Origin of the sequence: Prauserella aidingensis (genome assembly GCF_024171865.1) — a bacterium.
In the GTDB taxonomy this organism is placed as follows: Bacteria; Actinomycetota; Actinomycetes; order Mycobacteriales; family Pseudonocardiaceae; genus Prauserella; species Prauserella aidingensis.
The window spans coordinates 62,843-78,063 of sequence record NZ_JAMTCN010000025.1 but is presented as its reverse complement, the minus strand read 5'-3'; the positions used below and the strand labels follow the sequence as shown (position 1 = coordinate 78,063).

12 protein-coding genes and 1 rRNA gene are annotated in these 15,221 nt (G+C 70.9%); all 13 read right to left on the bottom strand.

Annotated elements, in window-relative coordinates; translation table 11 throughout:
- Nucleotides 1-175: ribosomal RNA gene (locus tag LY13_RS20745) — 16S ribosomal RNA — on the bottom strand; the annotation flags it as partial.
- A 426-nt stretch (nt 176-601) separates the two neighbouring features.
- The gene (gene tyrS / locus LY13_RS20740) at nt 602-1,876 is read right to left on the bottom strand and encodes a tyrosine--tRNA ligase (RefSeq protein WP_253830275.1); all 1,275 of its coding nucleotides are present in this window, start codon (nt 1,874-1,876) and stop codon (nt 602-604) included.
- A 79-nt stretch (nt 1,877-1,955) separates the two neighbouring features.
- Nucleotides 1,956-2,582 (bottom strand): DNA-3-methyladenine glycosylase, encoded by a 627-nt coding sequence (locus LY13_RS20735; protein WP_253830274.1) that lies wholly within the window; start codon nt 2,580-2,582, stop codon nt 1,956-1,958.
- Between the two features lie 22 nt (nt 2,583-2,604).
- Nucleotides 2,605-4,038, bottom strand: coding sequence for an argininosuccinate lyase (argH, locus tag LY13_RS20730; RefSeq protein WP_253830273.1), 1,434 nt, complete (start codon nt 4,036-4,038; stop codon nt 2,605-2,607).
- Nucleotides 4,038-5,468, bottom strand: coding sequence for an argininosuccinate synthase (gene argG, locus LY13_RS20725; protein ID WP_253830272.1), 1,431 nt, complete (start codon nt 5,466-5,468; stop codon nt 4,038-4,040). The genes argH and argG overlap by 1 nt, the downstream gene beginning before the upstream one ends.
- Nucleotides 5,469-5,490: 22 nt before the next feature.
- On the bottom strand, nt 5,491-5,988 hold the full coding sequence (locus tag LY13_RS20720; RefSeq protein ID WP_253830271.1) for an arginine repressor: 498 nt from the start codon (nt 5,986-5,988) through the stop codon (nt 5,491-5,493).
- Nucleotides 5,989-6,051: 63 nt separating this feature from the next.
- A complete protein-coding gene (argF, locus tag LY13_RS20715; protein WP_253830270.1) occupies nt 6,052-6,981 on the bottom strand; it encodes an ornithine carbamoyltransferase in 930 nt (309 codons plus the stop codon).
- Between the two features lies 1 nt (nt 6,982).
- The gene (locus LY13_RS20710; protein ID WP_253830269.1) at nt 6,983-8,170 is read right to left on the bottom strand and encodes an acetylornithine transaminase; all 1,188 of its coding nucleotides are present in this window, start codon (nt 8,168-8,170) and stop codon (nt 6,983-6,985) included.
- Nucleotides 8,170-9,096 carry an acetylglutamate kinase gene (argB, locus tag LY13_RS20705; protein ID WP_253830268.1) on the bottom strand — a complete coding sequence of 309 codons (927 nt, stop codon included), beginning with the start codon at nt 9,094-9,096 and terminating at the stop codon, nt 8,170-8,172. Before argB ends, LY13_RS20710 begins: the two co-directional genes overlap by 1 nt.
- Nucleotides 9,093-10,244 (bottom strand): bifunctional glutamate N-acetyltransferase/amino-acid acetyltransferase ArgJ, encoded by a 1,152-nt coding sequence (gene argJ, locus LY13_RS20700; protein WP_253830267.1) that lies wholly within the window; start codon nt 10,242-10,244, stop codon nt 9,093-9,095. The genes argB and argJ overlap by 4 nt, the downstream gene beginning before the upstream one ends.
- Complete coding sequence (gene argC / locus LY13_RS20695) at nt 10,241-11,263, bottom strand: N-acetyl-gamma-glutamyl-phosphate reductase (protein ID WP_253830266.1); 1,023 nt, start codon at nt 11,261-11,263, stop codon at nt 10,241-10,243. Before argC ends, argJ begins: the two co-directional genes overlap by 4 nt.
- A 96-nt stretch (nt 11,264-11,359) precedes the next feature.
- Nucleotides 11,360-13,936 carry a phenylalanine--tRNA ligase subunit beta gene (gene pheT, locus LY13_RS20690; protein WP_253830265.1) on the bottom strand — a complete coding sequence of 859 codons (2,577 nt, stop codon included), beginning with the start codon at nt 13,934-13,936 and terminating at the stop codon, nt 11,360-11,362.
- A gap of 115 nt (nt 13,937-14,051) precedes the next feature.
- On the bottom strand, nt 14,052-15,119 hold the full coding sequence (pheS, locus tag LY13_RS20685) for a phenylalanine--tRNA ligase subunit alpha (RefSeq protein ID WP_253830264.1): 1,068 nt from the start codon (nt 15,117-15,119) through the stop codon (nt 14,052-14,054).
- Between the last annotated feature and the right edge of the window lie 102 nt (nt 15,120-15,221).

Sequence of the window (15,221 nt, the reverse complement as noted above, 5' to 3'; positions counted from 1 at the left end):
CCGGTATTAGACCCAGTTTCCCGGGCTTATCCCAGAGTACAAGGCAGATTACCCACGTGTTACTCACCCGTTCGCCACTCATCCACCCACGCAAGCGCGGGCTTCAGCGTACGACTTGCATGTGTTAAGCACGCCGCCAGCGTTCGTCCTGAGCCAGGATCAAACTCTCCAACAATGCATCAGAGAAAAATCATCCAAGCAAAAAACACACAACCACAACCAACACAACATCAGCCATGGCCACGCGCTAGCTCAAAGAAACCCCAAAAAAAAAGGGGCACAAAGCAACAAAACAAAGCTCACAAACACACTGTTGAGTTCTCAAACAACACGCAGTTGGTTTTATCGTCGGAGCGCGATCAGTGTCGCACCAAACCTACCGGCTTGTTATGAGCTGATCGCTCCGACTGGGAACACCCACTCTACCACGTCCATGGGAGCTTGGTTCATGTCCCCTCGCCTGGTAACCCGGGGCTTCCGACTTGGCCTTTCGGCTTCCGTCTGCCCGGTCTCCCTGGCGACAAGAAGAAGATTACACGTCCGCGAAACCCTCTGAAACAGGGGGGTCCCTTTATGGCGAAACCCCAGGTCAGCGGGCAGATCACGCCAGCAGGCGCACTCCGGCCAGGTTCCGCTTGCCGCGACGGACGACGAGCCACCGCCCGTGCAGGGCGTCCGAGGCCGACGGCCCCCACGTCTCGTCGGTGATCTTCGTGTTGTTCACGTACGCCCCACCCTCCTTGACGGTGCGGCGCGCTGCGCCCTTGCTCTCCACCAGTCCGGTGGCCACGAGCACGTCCACGATCGTCGGCTCGTCGGCCAGCGTCACCTCGCCCACGGGCACCTCCGCGAGGGCGGCGCCCAACGTCGCCTCGTCGAGCCCGGCCAGTTCACCCCGGCCGAACAGGGCCTGACTCGCCGCGACGACCTGAGCGGTCTGCTCCGGGCCGTGCACGAGATCCGTCAGCTCCTGGGCCAGCCGGCGTTGCCCCGCCCGCGCGGCGGGCCGTTCGGCCGTGGCCGTCTCGAGTTCGGCGATCTCGTCCCGGTCGAGGAACGTCAGCAGCTTCAGGTACTCGACGACGCTCGCGTCGGGCAGGTTGAGGAAGTACTGGTACCAGGCGTACGGCGACGTCAGCTCCGGATCGAGCCACACGTTGCCACCACCCGTGGACTTGCCCAGCTTGCGGCCGTCGGCATCGGTGACCAGCGGGGTCGTCAGCGCGTGCACCTGCGCCCCGTGGACCCGCCGCACCAGGTCAACACCGGCGATGATGTTGCCCCACTGGTCCGACCCGCCGATCTGGAGCGTGACGCCGTAGCGCTCGAACAGCTCCCGGTAGTCGGTCGCCTGCAGGAGCATGTAGCTGAACTCGGTGTACGAGATGCCCTCGCCGTCGAGCCTGCGTTTGACCGTCTCGCGCGCGAGCATCGTGTTGACCGAGAAGTGCTTGCCGACGTCGCGCAGGAACGTCGGCACGTTCATGGAGCCGAGCCAGTCGAGGTTGTCGACCTCGATCGGAGGCACGTCGGCGTGGTCGAAGTCGACGAACCGGGCCAGCTGGCCACGCAGCCGCTCCGCCCACTCGCGCACGGTGTCCTCGGAGTTCAGCGTCCGCTCCCCGACGTCCCGGGGGTCGCCGATCAATCCGGTTCCCCCGCCGGCGAGCAACACCGGACGGTGGCCCGCGTTCTGCAGGCGCCGCAGTACGAGCATCTGGACGAGATGGCCTGCGTGCAGGCTCGGCGCGGTCGGGTCGAAACCGATGTAGGCCGCCACGGGCCCCGCGTCGAGGTCGCGGCGCAACGCGTCGAGATCAGTGGACTGGGTGACCAGTCCCCGCCAGGTCAGCTCGTCAAGAATGTGCTCACTCACGCGGCCCATTGTCCCCGGGCGGTCGCAGGCGGGTTCCGGAGGGATCGCGACTCCCACCGCGGCCGCACCGGCGGGGAGTTCAGCGGCGCGCGCGGCCGCCCCGCCGGTACGTGCTCACCGCGGGCGAGCCGTCGATCCAGAACCGCCACGGCACGTCCTGGGCCGCCGCCACGCCGACCCGCGGGCCCGTGCGGATGCGTTCGGCGGCCACGCCGTCGCCCTGCAACAGACGTACCGGCGACGCCGCATCGGTGAGGTCGAGGCCGTTGTGCCCCGCGTCGAGGCCCAGCAGGGACGTCAGCACGGCCGGGCCCTTCGCGACGGCGCCGTTGCCCCGGGCCGTCGGCCGCCGCGACCGCGCCAGCTCCCGCCCCTCGATCACCTCGCCCGCACGTACGAGCACCGCGCCCGGTTTGCCGTCGGTGAGTCCCACGACGTTGGCGCAGAAGTGCATGCCGTAGACGAAGTAGACGTACAGGTACCCGGCCGGGCCCCACATCACGTCGTTGCGGGGCGTCCGGCCGCGGTAGCAGTGCGACGCCGGGTCGTCGAGACCGCGGTAGGCCTCGACCTCGGCGAGCCGCACCCGCACCGTGCCCTCGTCGCTGCGCGATTCGAGCACGCAGCCCAGCAGCCACGGTGCGAGGGCGACCGGATCGACGGCGAGGTCGTCACGGCTCACCACCCGCGCTGCGTCGTCGATCATGTCGGCGAGGATAGCGTCGCCGTCACGGCCGTCGGTCGGCCCGCGCGGACGTGGCCGCCCACGCCCGGTGCGCGGCGGCGCGTTCGACCAGCCGGTCCCGCTGTTCGGCCACCCGCGCGGGCGCGGTGCCGCCCTTCGCGTCGCGGGAGGCCACCGAACCCTCGACGATCAGCACCTCCCGCACGTCCGGCGTCAGCTCCGCGTGGATCGCCGACAGCTCGTCGTCGGTGAGGTCGTCGAGGCCGACCCCGCGGCCCTCGGCGACACGGACGCACTCGCCTGCCGCCTCGTGGGCGCCGCGGAAGGGCACACCCTTGCGCACGAGCCACTCGGCGACGTCGGTGGCGAGCGTGAAGCCGGCCGGAGCCAGCGCCGCCATCCGGTCGGTGTGGAACGTCAGCGTGCCGAGCATGCCCGCGAGCGCGGGAAGCAACAGTTCCAGGTGCGCCACCGAGTCGAAGACCGGTTCCTTGTCCTCCTGCAGGTCACGGTTGTACGCGAGCGGCTGCGCCTTGAGCGTCGCCAGCAGGCCCGACAGGTTGCCGATGAGCTTGCCCGACTTGCCGCGGGTGAGCTCGGCGACGTCCGGGTTCTTCTTCTGCGGCATGATCGAACTGCCGGTGGCCCACGCGTCGTCGAGCGTGACGTAGCCGAACTCGGCGGTGTTCCAGAGCACGACCTCCTCGGCGATCCGCGACAGGTTCACCCCGAGCATCGCGACGGCGAACGCGAACTCCGCGGCGAAGTCCCGCGACGCGGTGCCGTCGATGGAGTTGTCGACGCTGCCGTCGAAGCCGAGTTCGGCCGCGACCGCCTCCGGGTCGAGGCCCAGCGACGACCCGGCGAGCGCACCCGAGCCGTAGGGCGACTCGGCGGTGCGCGCGTCCCAGTCCCGGAGCCGGGTCACGTCGCGCAACAGCGCCTGGGCGTGTGCCAGCAGGTGGTGTGCGAGCAGGACCGGCTGGGCGTGCTGCAGATGCGTCCGGCCCGGAAGTACGGCGTCGGGGTGCCGATGCGCCTGCGCGACGAGCGCGTCGACGACGTCGACCGTGCCGGTCACGACCCGCCGGGCCGCGTCCCGCAGCCACATCCGGAACTGCGTCGCCACCTGATCGTTGCGGGACCGGCCCGCGCGCAGCTTCCCGCCCAGCTCGCCGCCCGCCCGTTCGAGCAGACCGCGTTCGAGGGCGGTGTGCACGTCCTCGTCGGCGATCGTCGGCGTGAACGCGCCCGACGCGACGTCCTCGGCGAGCGTGTCCAGTGCCGCGAGCATGCTCTCCAGCTCGGCGGAGGAGAGCAGCCCGGCACGGTGCAGCACCCGGGCGTGGGCCCGCGAGCCTGCGATGTCGTACGGCGCCAGCACCCAGTCGACGTGCGTCGACGCCGACAGTGCCGCCATCGCGTCGGCAGGGCCGCTCGCGAACCGCCCGCCCCAGAGCTTGACGTTGTCGTTCATCAGTCGGTCCCGTACTCCATGGCGGCCTCGTCGAGCGGTGTGGGCGTCTCGCCCGACGCCTCGGGGTTGTCGGTGATCCGGTCGGCACCGCCGGTGGGCAGTTCGCCGAACAGCGTGCCGTTCTCGACCAGCACCTGGCCCTGGTCGAGCGGCTGCTGCGCGTAGAACTCCAGCTTGTGCCGCGAGTCCGCGATGTCGAGGTTACGCATCGTCAACTGGCCGATGCGGTCGGTCGGGCCGAACGCGGCACCCTCGACGCGCTCCATGGAGAGCCGCTCAGGGTGGTACGAGAAGTTGGTGCCCTCCGTGGCGAGGATGGTGTAGTCCTCACCGCGGCGCAGTCGCAGCGTCACCTCACCCGTGACCAGGGAGGCGATCCAGCGCTGGATCGCCTCACGCTGCATCAGCGCCTGCGGGTCGAGCCAGCGGCCCTCGTAGAGCAACCTGCCCAGTTTGCGGCCCTCGTTGTGGTAGTTCTCGACCGTGTCCTCGTTGTGGATCGCGTTGACCAGCCGCTCGTAGGTGATCCACAGCAGCGCCATGCCGGGCGCCTCGTAGATGCCCCGGGACTTGGCCTCGATGATCCGGTTCTCGATCTGGTCCGACATGCCCAGGCCGTGCCTGCCGCCGATGGCGTTGGCCTCGACCACGAGCGCCACCGGGTCGTCGAACCTGCGGCCGTTGATCGCCACCGGACGGCCCGCCTCGAACCGCACCGTGACGTCCTCGGCCGGGACCTCCACCGAGGGGTCCCAGAACTTCACACCCATGATCGGGTCGACGGTCTCCAGCGACACGTCGAGATGCTCCAGGGTCTTCGCCTCGTGCGTGGCGCCCCAGATGTTGGCGTCCGTCGAGTACGCCTTCTCCGCCGGGTCGCGATAGGGCAGCCCGTGCTCGGTCAGCCACTCGCTCATCTCCTGGCGGCCGCCGAGCTCTCGCACGAAGTCCGGGTCGAGCCACGGCTTGTAGATGCGCAACTCCGGGTTGGCCAACAGCCCGTAGCGGTAGAACCGCTCGATGTCGTTGCCCTTGAACGTCGACCCGTCGCCCCAGATGTCGACGCCGTCGGCCTGCATGGCGCGCACCAGCATCGTGCCGGTCACCGCCCGGCCGAGCGGCGTGGTGTTGAAGTAGGCCCGGCCGCCGGAACGCAGGTGGAACGCGCCGCAGGCCAGCGCGGCCAGCCCCTCGTCGACGAGCTGCCGCTTGCAGTCCACGATGCGGGCGATCTCCGCGCCGTACTCCTTCGCCCTGTCCGGCAGACCGGCGATGTCGTCCTCGTCGTACTGCCCGATGTCGGCCGTGTACGTGCACGGCACCGCGCCCTTGTCACGCATCCACGCCGCGGCCACCGACGTGTCGAGGCCACCGGAGAACGCGATGCCCACGCGCTCCCCCTTCGGCAGGGACATGAGTACCTTGCTCAATTTCGCTTCCTTCGCTGTGGGGTCAGTCGGAGTCGGTGGCGTGGCCGTCGGCCAGTTCGGTCAGCAGCCGGGCCAGCGCGGGGCCGCCGCCCGGTTCACGCGCGATCACCATGACGGTGTCGTCACCGGCGATGGTGCCGAGCACCTCACCCAGCGCCGCCCTGTCGATCGCACTGGCCAGGAACTGCGCCGCGCCGGGCGGAGTGCGCACCACCGTGAGGTTGGCCGAGCCCTCCGCGGACACGAGCAGTTCGCCGAGCAACCGCGACAGCCGCGACGTGCCACCCTGCACGCCCTTGACCGGGCTGCCGTCCTCCGGGATCACGTACACCGGCGCGCCGGAGTCCGCGCCGCGGAGCTTCACGGCGCCCAGTTCGTCGAGGTCCCGCGACAACGTAGCCTGCGTGACCTCCACGCCCTCGGCCGCCAGCAGTTTCGCCAACTCGGTCTGGCTGCGGATCGCCACACTGGACACGAGCTCGGTGATCCTGGCCTGCCGCGCCACTCGGGACAGGCTCATCGTCGTATCCTGCGGGACACCCGCACCCAGTCGGCCTTCATGAGCAAGCTCCGCCATCGTGGCTCACGCGGCCTCCTCATGACCCATCAACCACGTCAGCAGCGCCTTCTGCGCGTGCAGGCGGTTCTCGGCCTCGTCCCACACGGCGCTCGCCGGGCCGTCGATCACCTCGTCGGTGATCTCCCAGCCGCGGTGGGCCGGCAGGTCGTGGAGCACGATCGTGTCCTTGCCGGTGCGGTCGAGGAGCGCCTCGTTGACCTGGTACGGCCGGAACGGTGCGACGCGGTCCTTGCCGTCGTTCTCCTGCCCCATCGACGTCCACGAGTCGGTCGTCACGACGTCGGCGCCGTCCACGGCGGCGTGCGGATCGGTCAGCACCGCGGCGCTGCCACCCGTCTCGGCGGCGCGCCGGTGCGCCGCGTCCAGCACCCACGGCAACGGGCGGAATCCCTCGGGTGCCGCCACGCGCACGTGCATCCCCGCGGTCACGCCGCCGAGCAGCAGCGAGTGCGCCATGTTGTTGCCGGCGTCGCCGAGGTAGGTGAGCGTCAGCCCCGCCAGTGCGCCCTTCCGCTCCCGCACGGTCTGCAGATCGGCGAGGATCTGGCACGGGTGGAACTCGTCGGTCAGCGCGTTGATCACCGGCACCGTCGCCACCGACGCGAGCTTGTCGATGCGGGCCTGGGCGAACGTGCGCCACACGACGGCGTCGACGTACCGGGACAGCACCCGTGCGGTGTCCTCGATCGTCTCCTCGCGCCCCAGCTGCATGCTGCGCCCGTCCACGACGACCGGATGCCCGCCGAGCTGGGAGATGCCCACTTCGAACGAGAACCGCGTACGCGTGGAGTTCTTCTCGAAGATCACGGCGACGGACTGCGGACCCCCGAGCTGGTCGCCGTACGGCCGTTTCTTCAGCTCGGCGGCCAGGTCGAGGATCTCGGACTGCTCGTCCGGGGTCAGATCGTCGTCACGGAGGAAATGGCGTGGCATGTCAGTCCTTTGCCTCGAGCGCCTCGGTCAGCACGGCCGGCAGCGCCGACACGAGCTCACCGGCCTGGTCCTGCGACAGGATCAGGGGCGGCGCCAGCCGGATCACGTCCGGCGGGATGGGGTTGATGAGCAGGCCCGCCCGCTGCGCGGCTGCGGCGGCCCGGGCCGCGACCGGCTCGGTCAGCCGCACTCCGAGCAGGACGCCGCGACCGCGGACGCCCGCGACGAGCGGATGGTCGAGCGCGTCGATCCCCGCGGCGAGCTCCTTGCCGACCGTCTGCACGTGGTCGAGCAGCCCGTCGGCGGCGATCGTGTCCAGCACGGCGAGCCCCGCGGCACAGCACACCGGGTTGCCGCCGAACGTCGTCCCGTGCTGGCCCGGCTCGAACAGGGCCGCGGCGTCGCCGAACGCCAGGCAGGCACCGAGCGGCAGTCCGCCGCCGAGCCCTTTCGCGAGCGTCACGATGTCCGGCGTGATGCCCGCCTGCTGGAAACCGAACCAGCTGCCGAGCCTGCCGATACCGGTCTGCACCTCGTCGACGACGAGCAGCGCACCGTGGGCACTCGTGAGGTCCCTCGCGGCCCGCAGATAGCCGTCGGGCGGTACGACGACGCCGTTCTCGCCCTGCACCGGCTCGACCACGAAGGCCGCGGTGTCGTCGTCGATCGCGGCCTCGAGGGCGGCGACGTCGCCGTACGGGATGTGCTCGACGCCGGGCACGAGGGGTTCGAACGGTGCGCGCTTGCCCGGCTGCCCGGTGAGCGCGAGCGCACCCATCGTGCGGCCGTGGAAGCCGCCGTCGGTCGCGATCACCTTGGTCCGGCCGGTGCGCCGCGTCAGTTTGAACGCCGTCTCGTTCGCCTCGGCGCCCGAGTTGCAGAACAGTGCCTTGCCGTCGGCCGCACCGGACAGTTCGAGCAGTCGTTCGGCGAGGGCCAGGGCGGGCTCGTTGATGTAGAGGTTCGACGTGTGGCCGATCGTGGCGACTTGCCGCGTCACCGCGTCGGTCACCGCCGGGTGGGCGTGCCCGAGCGCGTTCACCGCGATGCCGGTGAGGAAGTCCAGGTAGCGGTTCCCGTCGGCGTCCCACACGACGGCGCCCTCACCGCGGGTCAGCGACAGCTGCGGGGTGCCGTAGTTGTTCATCATCGCGGCCTGCCACCGCAGCTGGTCGTCCTGATTGGACATCAGAGGGCCTCCTGGGAGCCGTCGGGCAGCACCATCGTGCCGATGCCGCGTTCGGTGAACACCTCGAGCAGCACCGAGTGCGGGATCCGGCCGTCGATCACGTGCCCGCTGCTCACCCCACCGCGAATGGCGCGCACGCACGCCTCCATCTTCGGGATCATCCCGCTGGCCAGGTCCGGCAGCATCGCCTCGAGCCTGCTCATGCCGAGCTTGTCGATCAGCGACGACCGGTCCGGCCAGTTGGCGTACAGGCCTTCCACGTCGGTCAGCACGACGAGCTTCTCCGCCCCGAGCGCCCCTGCCAGCGCACCGGCGGCCGTGTCGGCGTTCACGTTGTGCACCACGCCGTCGGCGTCGGGCGCGACCGTGGAGACGACCGGGATCCGCCCGGCGTTGACGATGTCCTGCACCGCCGCCGGGTTCACGCCGGCGACCTCGCCGACCAGTCCGATGTCGACACTCTCGCCGTCCACCGTGGCCTGTTTCCGTCGGGCCGTGAACAGGCGTGCGTCCTCGCCCGAGATGCCGACCGCGTACGGGCCGTGGGCGTTGATCAGGCCGACGAGTTCCCTGCTGACCTGGCCGACCAGCACCATCCGCACGACGTCCATCGTCTCCGGTGTCGTGACGCGCAGGCCGCCCTTGAACTCGCCCTCGATGCCGAGTCGGTCCAGCATCGCGTTGATCTGCGGACCGCCGCCGTGCACCACCACCGGATGCACGCCCGCCAGCCGCAGGAACACCATGTCCTCGGCGAACGCGCGCTTGAGCTCGTCGTCCACCATCGCGTTGCCGCCGTACTTGACGACCACCGTGGCGCCGTGGAACCGCTGCAGCCACGGCAGCGCCTCGATCAGCACACCCGCCTTCTCCGACGCCGTGGCCAGGCGTTCGTCGGCGGGGATCAGGGATTCCGGATCGCTCATGTCGAATACGCCGAGTTCTCGTGCACGTACGCGTGCGTGAGGTCGTTGGTCCAGATCGTGGCCGTCTCCGTGCCCGCCTTGAGGTCGACGGTCACGCTCACCGCGCGCTCGCCGAGGTCGACCAGGTCTCGCGACTCCCCCGGCTCACCGCCGCGGCAGATCCACACACCGTTCATCGCGACGTCCAGCTTCCCCGGTTCGAACTCGGCGCTCGTCGTGCCGACCGACGCGAGAATGCGGCCCCAGTTCGGGTCCTTGCCGTACACGGCGGTCTTGAACAGGTTGCTGCGGGCGATCGACCGGCCGACCTCGACGGCGTCGTCCTCCGACGCCGCGTTCACCACCTCGATCGCGATGTCGTGGTCGGCGCCCTCGGCGTCGGTGAGCAGCTGCTGCGCCAGGTCGTGGCACACCTCGGTCAGCCGGGCCGTGAACTCCGTCTCGTCGGGCGTCACCCCCGAGGCGCCGCTCGCCATCAGCAGCACGGTGTCGTTCGTGGACATGCAGCCGTCCGAGTCGAGGCGGTCGAACGTCACGCGCGTCGCCGCCCGCAGCGCCCGGTCCGCCGTCGCGGAGTCCACCTGCGCGTCGGTCGTGATCACCACCAGCATCGTGGCCAGTGCCGGCGCCAGCATGCCCGCGCCCTTCGCCATGCCGCCGGTCGACCAGCCGTCGCCGGAACGCAGCGCCTCCTTCGGCCGCGTGTCCGTGGTCATGATCGCCTCGGCCGCCGCGGGCCCGCCGTCGGCCGACAGCGTGTCCGCCGCACGGTCGATACCGGCCGTGAGGGTGTCGCGTTCCAGCTGCTCACCGATCAGCCCGGTGGAGCACACGACGACGTCGATCGCGCCCGTACCCAGGTGCTGCGCGACCAGCTCGGCGCTCGCGTGCGTCGTCTGGAACCCCTCGGGACCCGTGTAGCAGTTCGCGCCGCCGGAGTTCAGCACCACGGCCTTCGCCCTGCCGTCGGCGGTGACCTGTTCGCTCCACAGCACCGGATTCGCCTTGCACCGGTTCGCCGTGTACACGCAGGCCGCGACGTCGGAGGGACCGTCGTTGACGACGAGCGCCACGTCGGGCTTGCCGCTCGCCTTCAGGCCGGCGGTGACCCCGGACGCCCGGAACCCCTGCGGAGTGGTGATCGTCATGGCGCAACCCCCGTCGTCGGCAGCCCGGTCGTCTCGTCGAGGCCGAGCGCGATGTTCATCGACTGCACCGCGCCGCCCGCGGTGCCCTTCGTCAGGTTGTCGATCGCGGCGACGACGACCAGCCTGCCCGCCTGTTCGTCGACCGAGGCCTGCAGCTGAGCCGTGTTCGATCCCACGGTCGCCGCCGTCGTCGGCCACTGCCCCTCCGGCAGCACCCGCACGAACGGCTCGTCGGCGTACGCCGCCTCGTACACGCCCCGCACCGCGTCGGCGTCGCCGGTCAGCGGTGCGCTCGCCGTGGTGAGGATCCCCCGCGGCATCGGGGCCAGCACCGGCGTGAACGACACGGTGACGTGTTTGCCCGCGGCGGCGCTCAGGTTCTGCACGAATTCGGGGGTGTGCCGGTGGGCACCTGCCACGCCGTATGCGCTGACGTTGCCCATGACCTCGGAGCCGAGCAGGTGCGGCTTCAGGCTCTTGCCCGCGCCCGACGTGCCGGTCACCGACACGATCGTCACATCAGGCGCCACGAGGCCGGCTGCCACGGCGGGCGCGAGCGCGAGCGAACCGCCCGTGGGGAAACAGCCCGGAACGGCCACCCGTGTCGCGCCGCGCAGCCGTTCGCGGGCGCCGGGCAGCTCGGGCAGGCCGTACGGCCACGTGCCGGTGTGCGTGCCCCCGTACCAGTGCTGCCAGTCCGCGGCATCGGTGAGCCGATGGTCGGCCCCCATGTCCACGACCAGCACGTCCGGGCCGAGCTGTTCCGCGATCGCGCCGGAGTGGCCGTGCGGCAGCGCGAGGAACACGACGTCGTGCCCGCCGAGCGTCTCCGCCGACGTCTCGGCGACCACGCGGTCCGCCAGCGGTGCCAGCTGCGGTTGCAGGCTCCCCAGCGTGGTACCCGCGCTACTGGCCGCCGTCAGCGCCCCGATCTCGACGTCCGGGTGCGCGAGCAACAGCCGCAGCAGCTCGCCCCCGGCGTATCCGGTGGCACCGGCCACCGCAACCTTCACCGTCATACGAATGATTATGCATGACGATGCAAGGCCAATACAGCCGGGGCGGGCCGCACCACGCCATCGGATGACCCGCAGGGCCGTACCGCCGGCCGCGGATCAGCCCCGGAGCGTCGCCCCCACGCGTTCGGTCACGGCGGCGACCGCGGCATCCCGGGCCTCGTTGGCCTCCTCGGCGGTCAACGTCCGGTCACTCGCCCGGAACCGCAGCTTGTAGGCCAGCGACCGCTTGCCCTCACCGACCTGCTCACCCGTGTAGAGGTCGAACAGCGCCACGTCCTCGAGCAGGTCGCCGCCGCCGTCGCGCAGCGCCGCGGCGACCTGCGCCGACGGCACCTCCGCGTCGACGACCAGCGCCACGTCGAGCAGCACCGGCGGGAAGGCCGAGATCGACGGGGCGGGGCGCACCTCGCGGAGCGGCAGCCCGTCGAGGTTCAGCTCCATCGCGACGGTGCGCTTCGGCAGCTCCAGTGCCTCCAGCACCTTCGGGTGCAGCTCACCCGCGTACCCCACGGTATCGCCGTCGGCGATCAGCCGGGCGCAGCGGCCGGGGTGCCACGGCAGCGCGTCGGCGGCCTCGACCTCCAGCTCCGTCTTCGCCGCCGCGGCGACGAGCCGTGCCGCCTGGATCGCGTCCGCCCAGCCCGCGGTCTCGCCCTTGCCCCACCAGCCGTCGCGCAGTCGCTGCCCGGCGAGCACCACGGCGACGTGCCGCGGCTGATCGGGCACGGCCGATTCGAGCGCGGCGAGCGCGTCGTCGGCGGGACGGCCCTCGACGCCGGGGTCCGGCGCTGCGGCCTGCCCGTCGCCGGCGAGCACGACCTGTCCGATGTGGAACAGCGACACGTCGCGGGTGCCCCGCGAGATGTTGCGCTGCACCGCGTCCAGCAGGCCCGGCAGCAGCGTCGTCGTCAACCGGTTCTTGTCCGCTTCCAGCGGGTTCTGCACCTCGACGGTGCGGCGCCGCGCGTCGTCGGCGGGCAGTGCGAAGTCGTCCCACACCGCGTCCGACACGAACGGGAACGGGAGTACCTCGACGTAACCGGCCTCGGCCAACGCCCGGGACACGGCACGTTCGCGGCGCTGCGCCTCGGTCAATCCGCGGCCCGCGGGGGCGGGCGGCAGCTCCGACGGGATGCTGTCGTAGCCCTCGAGCCGCAGTACCTCTTCGACCAGGTCGGCGGGCTGGGTCAGGTCACTGCGCCAGCTCGGCGGCACGGCGTGCACGAGCGTGGTGCCGTCGTCCGCCGTGTCGACCGCGACCTTGCAGCCGATCTGCGTGAGCCTGCCGACGGTGACGCCGCGCTCGTAGCGCACCCCCGCCACGCGGTCCGGCAGATTGATCGGCATCGTCACCGCGGGCGCGGGCTCGGCCTCGCCGACCACGGTGCGACCCGGCTGGATGCTGCCGTCACCGTGCTGCCGCAGGAGCTTCGCGGCCCGCTCGAGGGCTGCCTCGCACAGCTGCGGATCGGTGAACCGCTCGAACCGCTTGGCCGCCTCGGAGAACAGCCGGTGCCTGCGTGCGGTGCGGCTGATCGACGCGGGATCCCAGTGCGCGGCCTCCAGGAGCACGTCGGTGCTCTCGGTGCCGATCTCCGTGGTGGCGCCGCCCATCGTGCCCGCGAGGGAGATGACGCCGGTGTCGTCGGCGATCACCACGTCGTCCGGGTCGAGGGCGCGCTCGGCGTCGTCGAGCGTCGTCAGTTTCTCGCCCTCCTCGGCCCTGCGCACCACCAGGTCGCCCTTGATCGAACCGGTGTCGAACGCGTGCAGCGGGTGGCCGAGTTCGAGCATGACGTAGTTCGTCACGTCGACGGCCAACGAGATGGGACGCATCCCGGCCAGCAGCAGCCTGCGCCGGATCCACCACGGCGTCGGCGCGCCCGCGTCCAGGCCGGTCACCCGGCGCAGCACGAACCGCGGGCAGCCCTCGGGGTCCTCGACCCGCACCGGCCAGGCCTCGCCTTCCGGTTCCGGCACGTCGAGCTTCGCCGGGTCGCCGAACGGCACGTCCAGCGCACACGACAGTTCCCGCGCCAGTCCCCGCACCGACAGCGCGTAGCCACGGTCCGGTGTGGGCGTGAGCTCGAGGACGGTGTCGTCGAGGTCGAGGATCTCGCGCGCGTCGTCACCGGGCGAGGCGGTGCCCGGGGGCAGCACCAGGATGCCGGAGTGGTCGTCGCCGATGCCCAGCTCCTTGGCCGAGCAGATCATGCCCTGGCTGACACGGCCGTAGGTCTTGCGCTCGGCGATCGTGAAGTCGCCGGGCAGCGTCGCGCCCGGCAGCGCGACGACGACCAGGTCGCCCTCGGCGAAGTTGCGGGCGCCGCAGACGATGCCGTTGGTGCGCGGCTTCGGCAGGCCGCCGGCCATCTCGTCGCTCGCGTCCTCGACGTCGTCGGGTTCCGCGGCGTCACCGTCGGTCTCGCCCGCGTCGCCGTCGGAACCGGGCTCACCGATCTCGACCCGGCAGTAGCGGATCGGCTTCTTGAACTCGGTGAGTTCCTCGATCTCGGCGACCCTGCCCACCACGAGCGGCCCGGTGACGTCGCCGACCCGCTCGACCGATTCGACCTCGACGCCGAGGTTGACGAACGCCTCGACGAGCGTGTCGGCCGTGACGTCGTCGCCGAGCTCGAGGTGTTCGGTCAGCCAGCTGACGGGGACTCGCACTACGCCTCCTTGCTGCCGCGGTGCCGGCGCATCGGCGTCCGGACCGCAGGATTACCGGAACGGTGGTGGGAACGGGCGCCGGTCGCGGTGCGGTGCCGGGCGCCGGGGGCGGCCATCAGGCCTCCGTCCCGAACGGCACGGTGAACCGGACGTCGCCTTCCACCATGTCCCGCATGTCGGGGATGCCGTTGCGGAACATCAGCGTCCGCTCGAGGCCCATGCCGAACGCGAAGCCGGAGTAGACCTCGGGGTCGACGCCGCAGGCGCGCAGCACGTTGGGGTTGACCATGCCGCAGCCGCCCCATTCGACCCAGCCTGCGCCGCCCTTCTTCTCCGGGAACCACACGTCCACCTCGGCGGACGGCTCGGTGAACGGGAAGAAGTGCGGGCGGAACCGCGTCCCGGACTCCTCGCCGAAGATCGCCTTGGCGAACGCGTCGAGCGTGCCGCGCAGGTGGGCCATCGTCAGGCCCTTGTCCACGGCGAGGCCTTCGACCTGGTGGAACACCGGGGTGTGGGTCGAGTCGAGTTCGTCGGTGCGGAACGTCCGGCCAGGGCAGACGATGTACACGGGAAGGTCCCGGTGCAGCAGCGTGCGCGCCTGCACCGGCGAGGTGTGGGTGCGCAGCACGAGGTTGGAGTCCTCGTCACCCGCGTAGAACGTGTCGGCCAGCTGCCGCGCCGGGTGGTCCTTGCCGAAGTTCAGCGCGTCGAAGTTGAACCACTCGGCCTCGAGCTCGGGCCCCTCGGCGATCTCGTACCCCATGCCGACGAAGACGTCGGAGACGCGCTCGGCGATCGTCGTCACCGGGTGCCGGGCGCCGCGCGGCACCCGGTCCCACGGGAGCGTGACGTCGACGGCCTCCTCCGCGAGGACCTTCTCGTCCCGTTCGGCCTTGAGGACGGCGAGACGCTCGTCGTAGGCGGTCTGCACGGCCTGTCGCGCCTCGTTGACCCGCTTGCCCGCGTCGGCCTTCTCCTCCTTGGGCAGCGAGCCGATCGCGCGCTTGGCCTGCGGCACGGGCGCCTGGTCACCGAGGTGGGCGGGTTTGACCGCCGCCAGCTCGTCGAGGTCTGCCGCCGCGGCGAAGGCCTGCTCGGCCGCGGTCACCGCCGCCTGCAACGTGTCGGGTGCGAGTGCGGCTGGCCCGCTGGCGGACTGCTTGTCGCTGGCTTCGGACATGTCTCCTCGGCGCGTGAGCTGGTGGGATCGTCGGGACACGAACCATGCCCCGCGGCGTCGGCCGACGCGTAACGGATTCTGCGTAATCGGATTCTAATGACC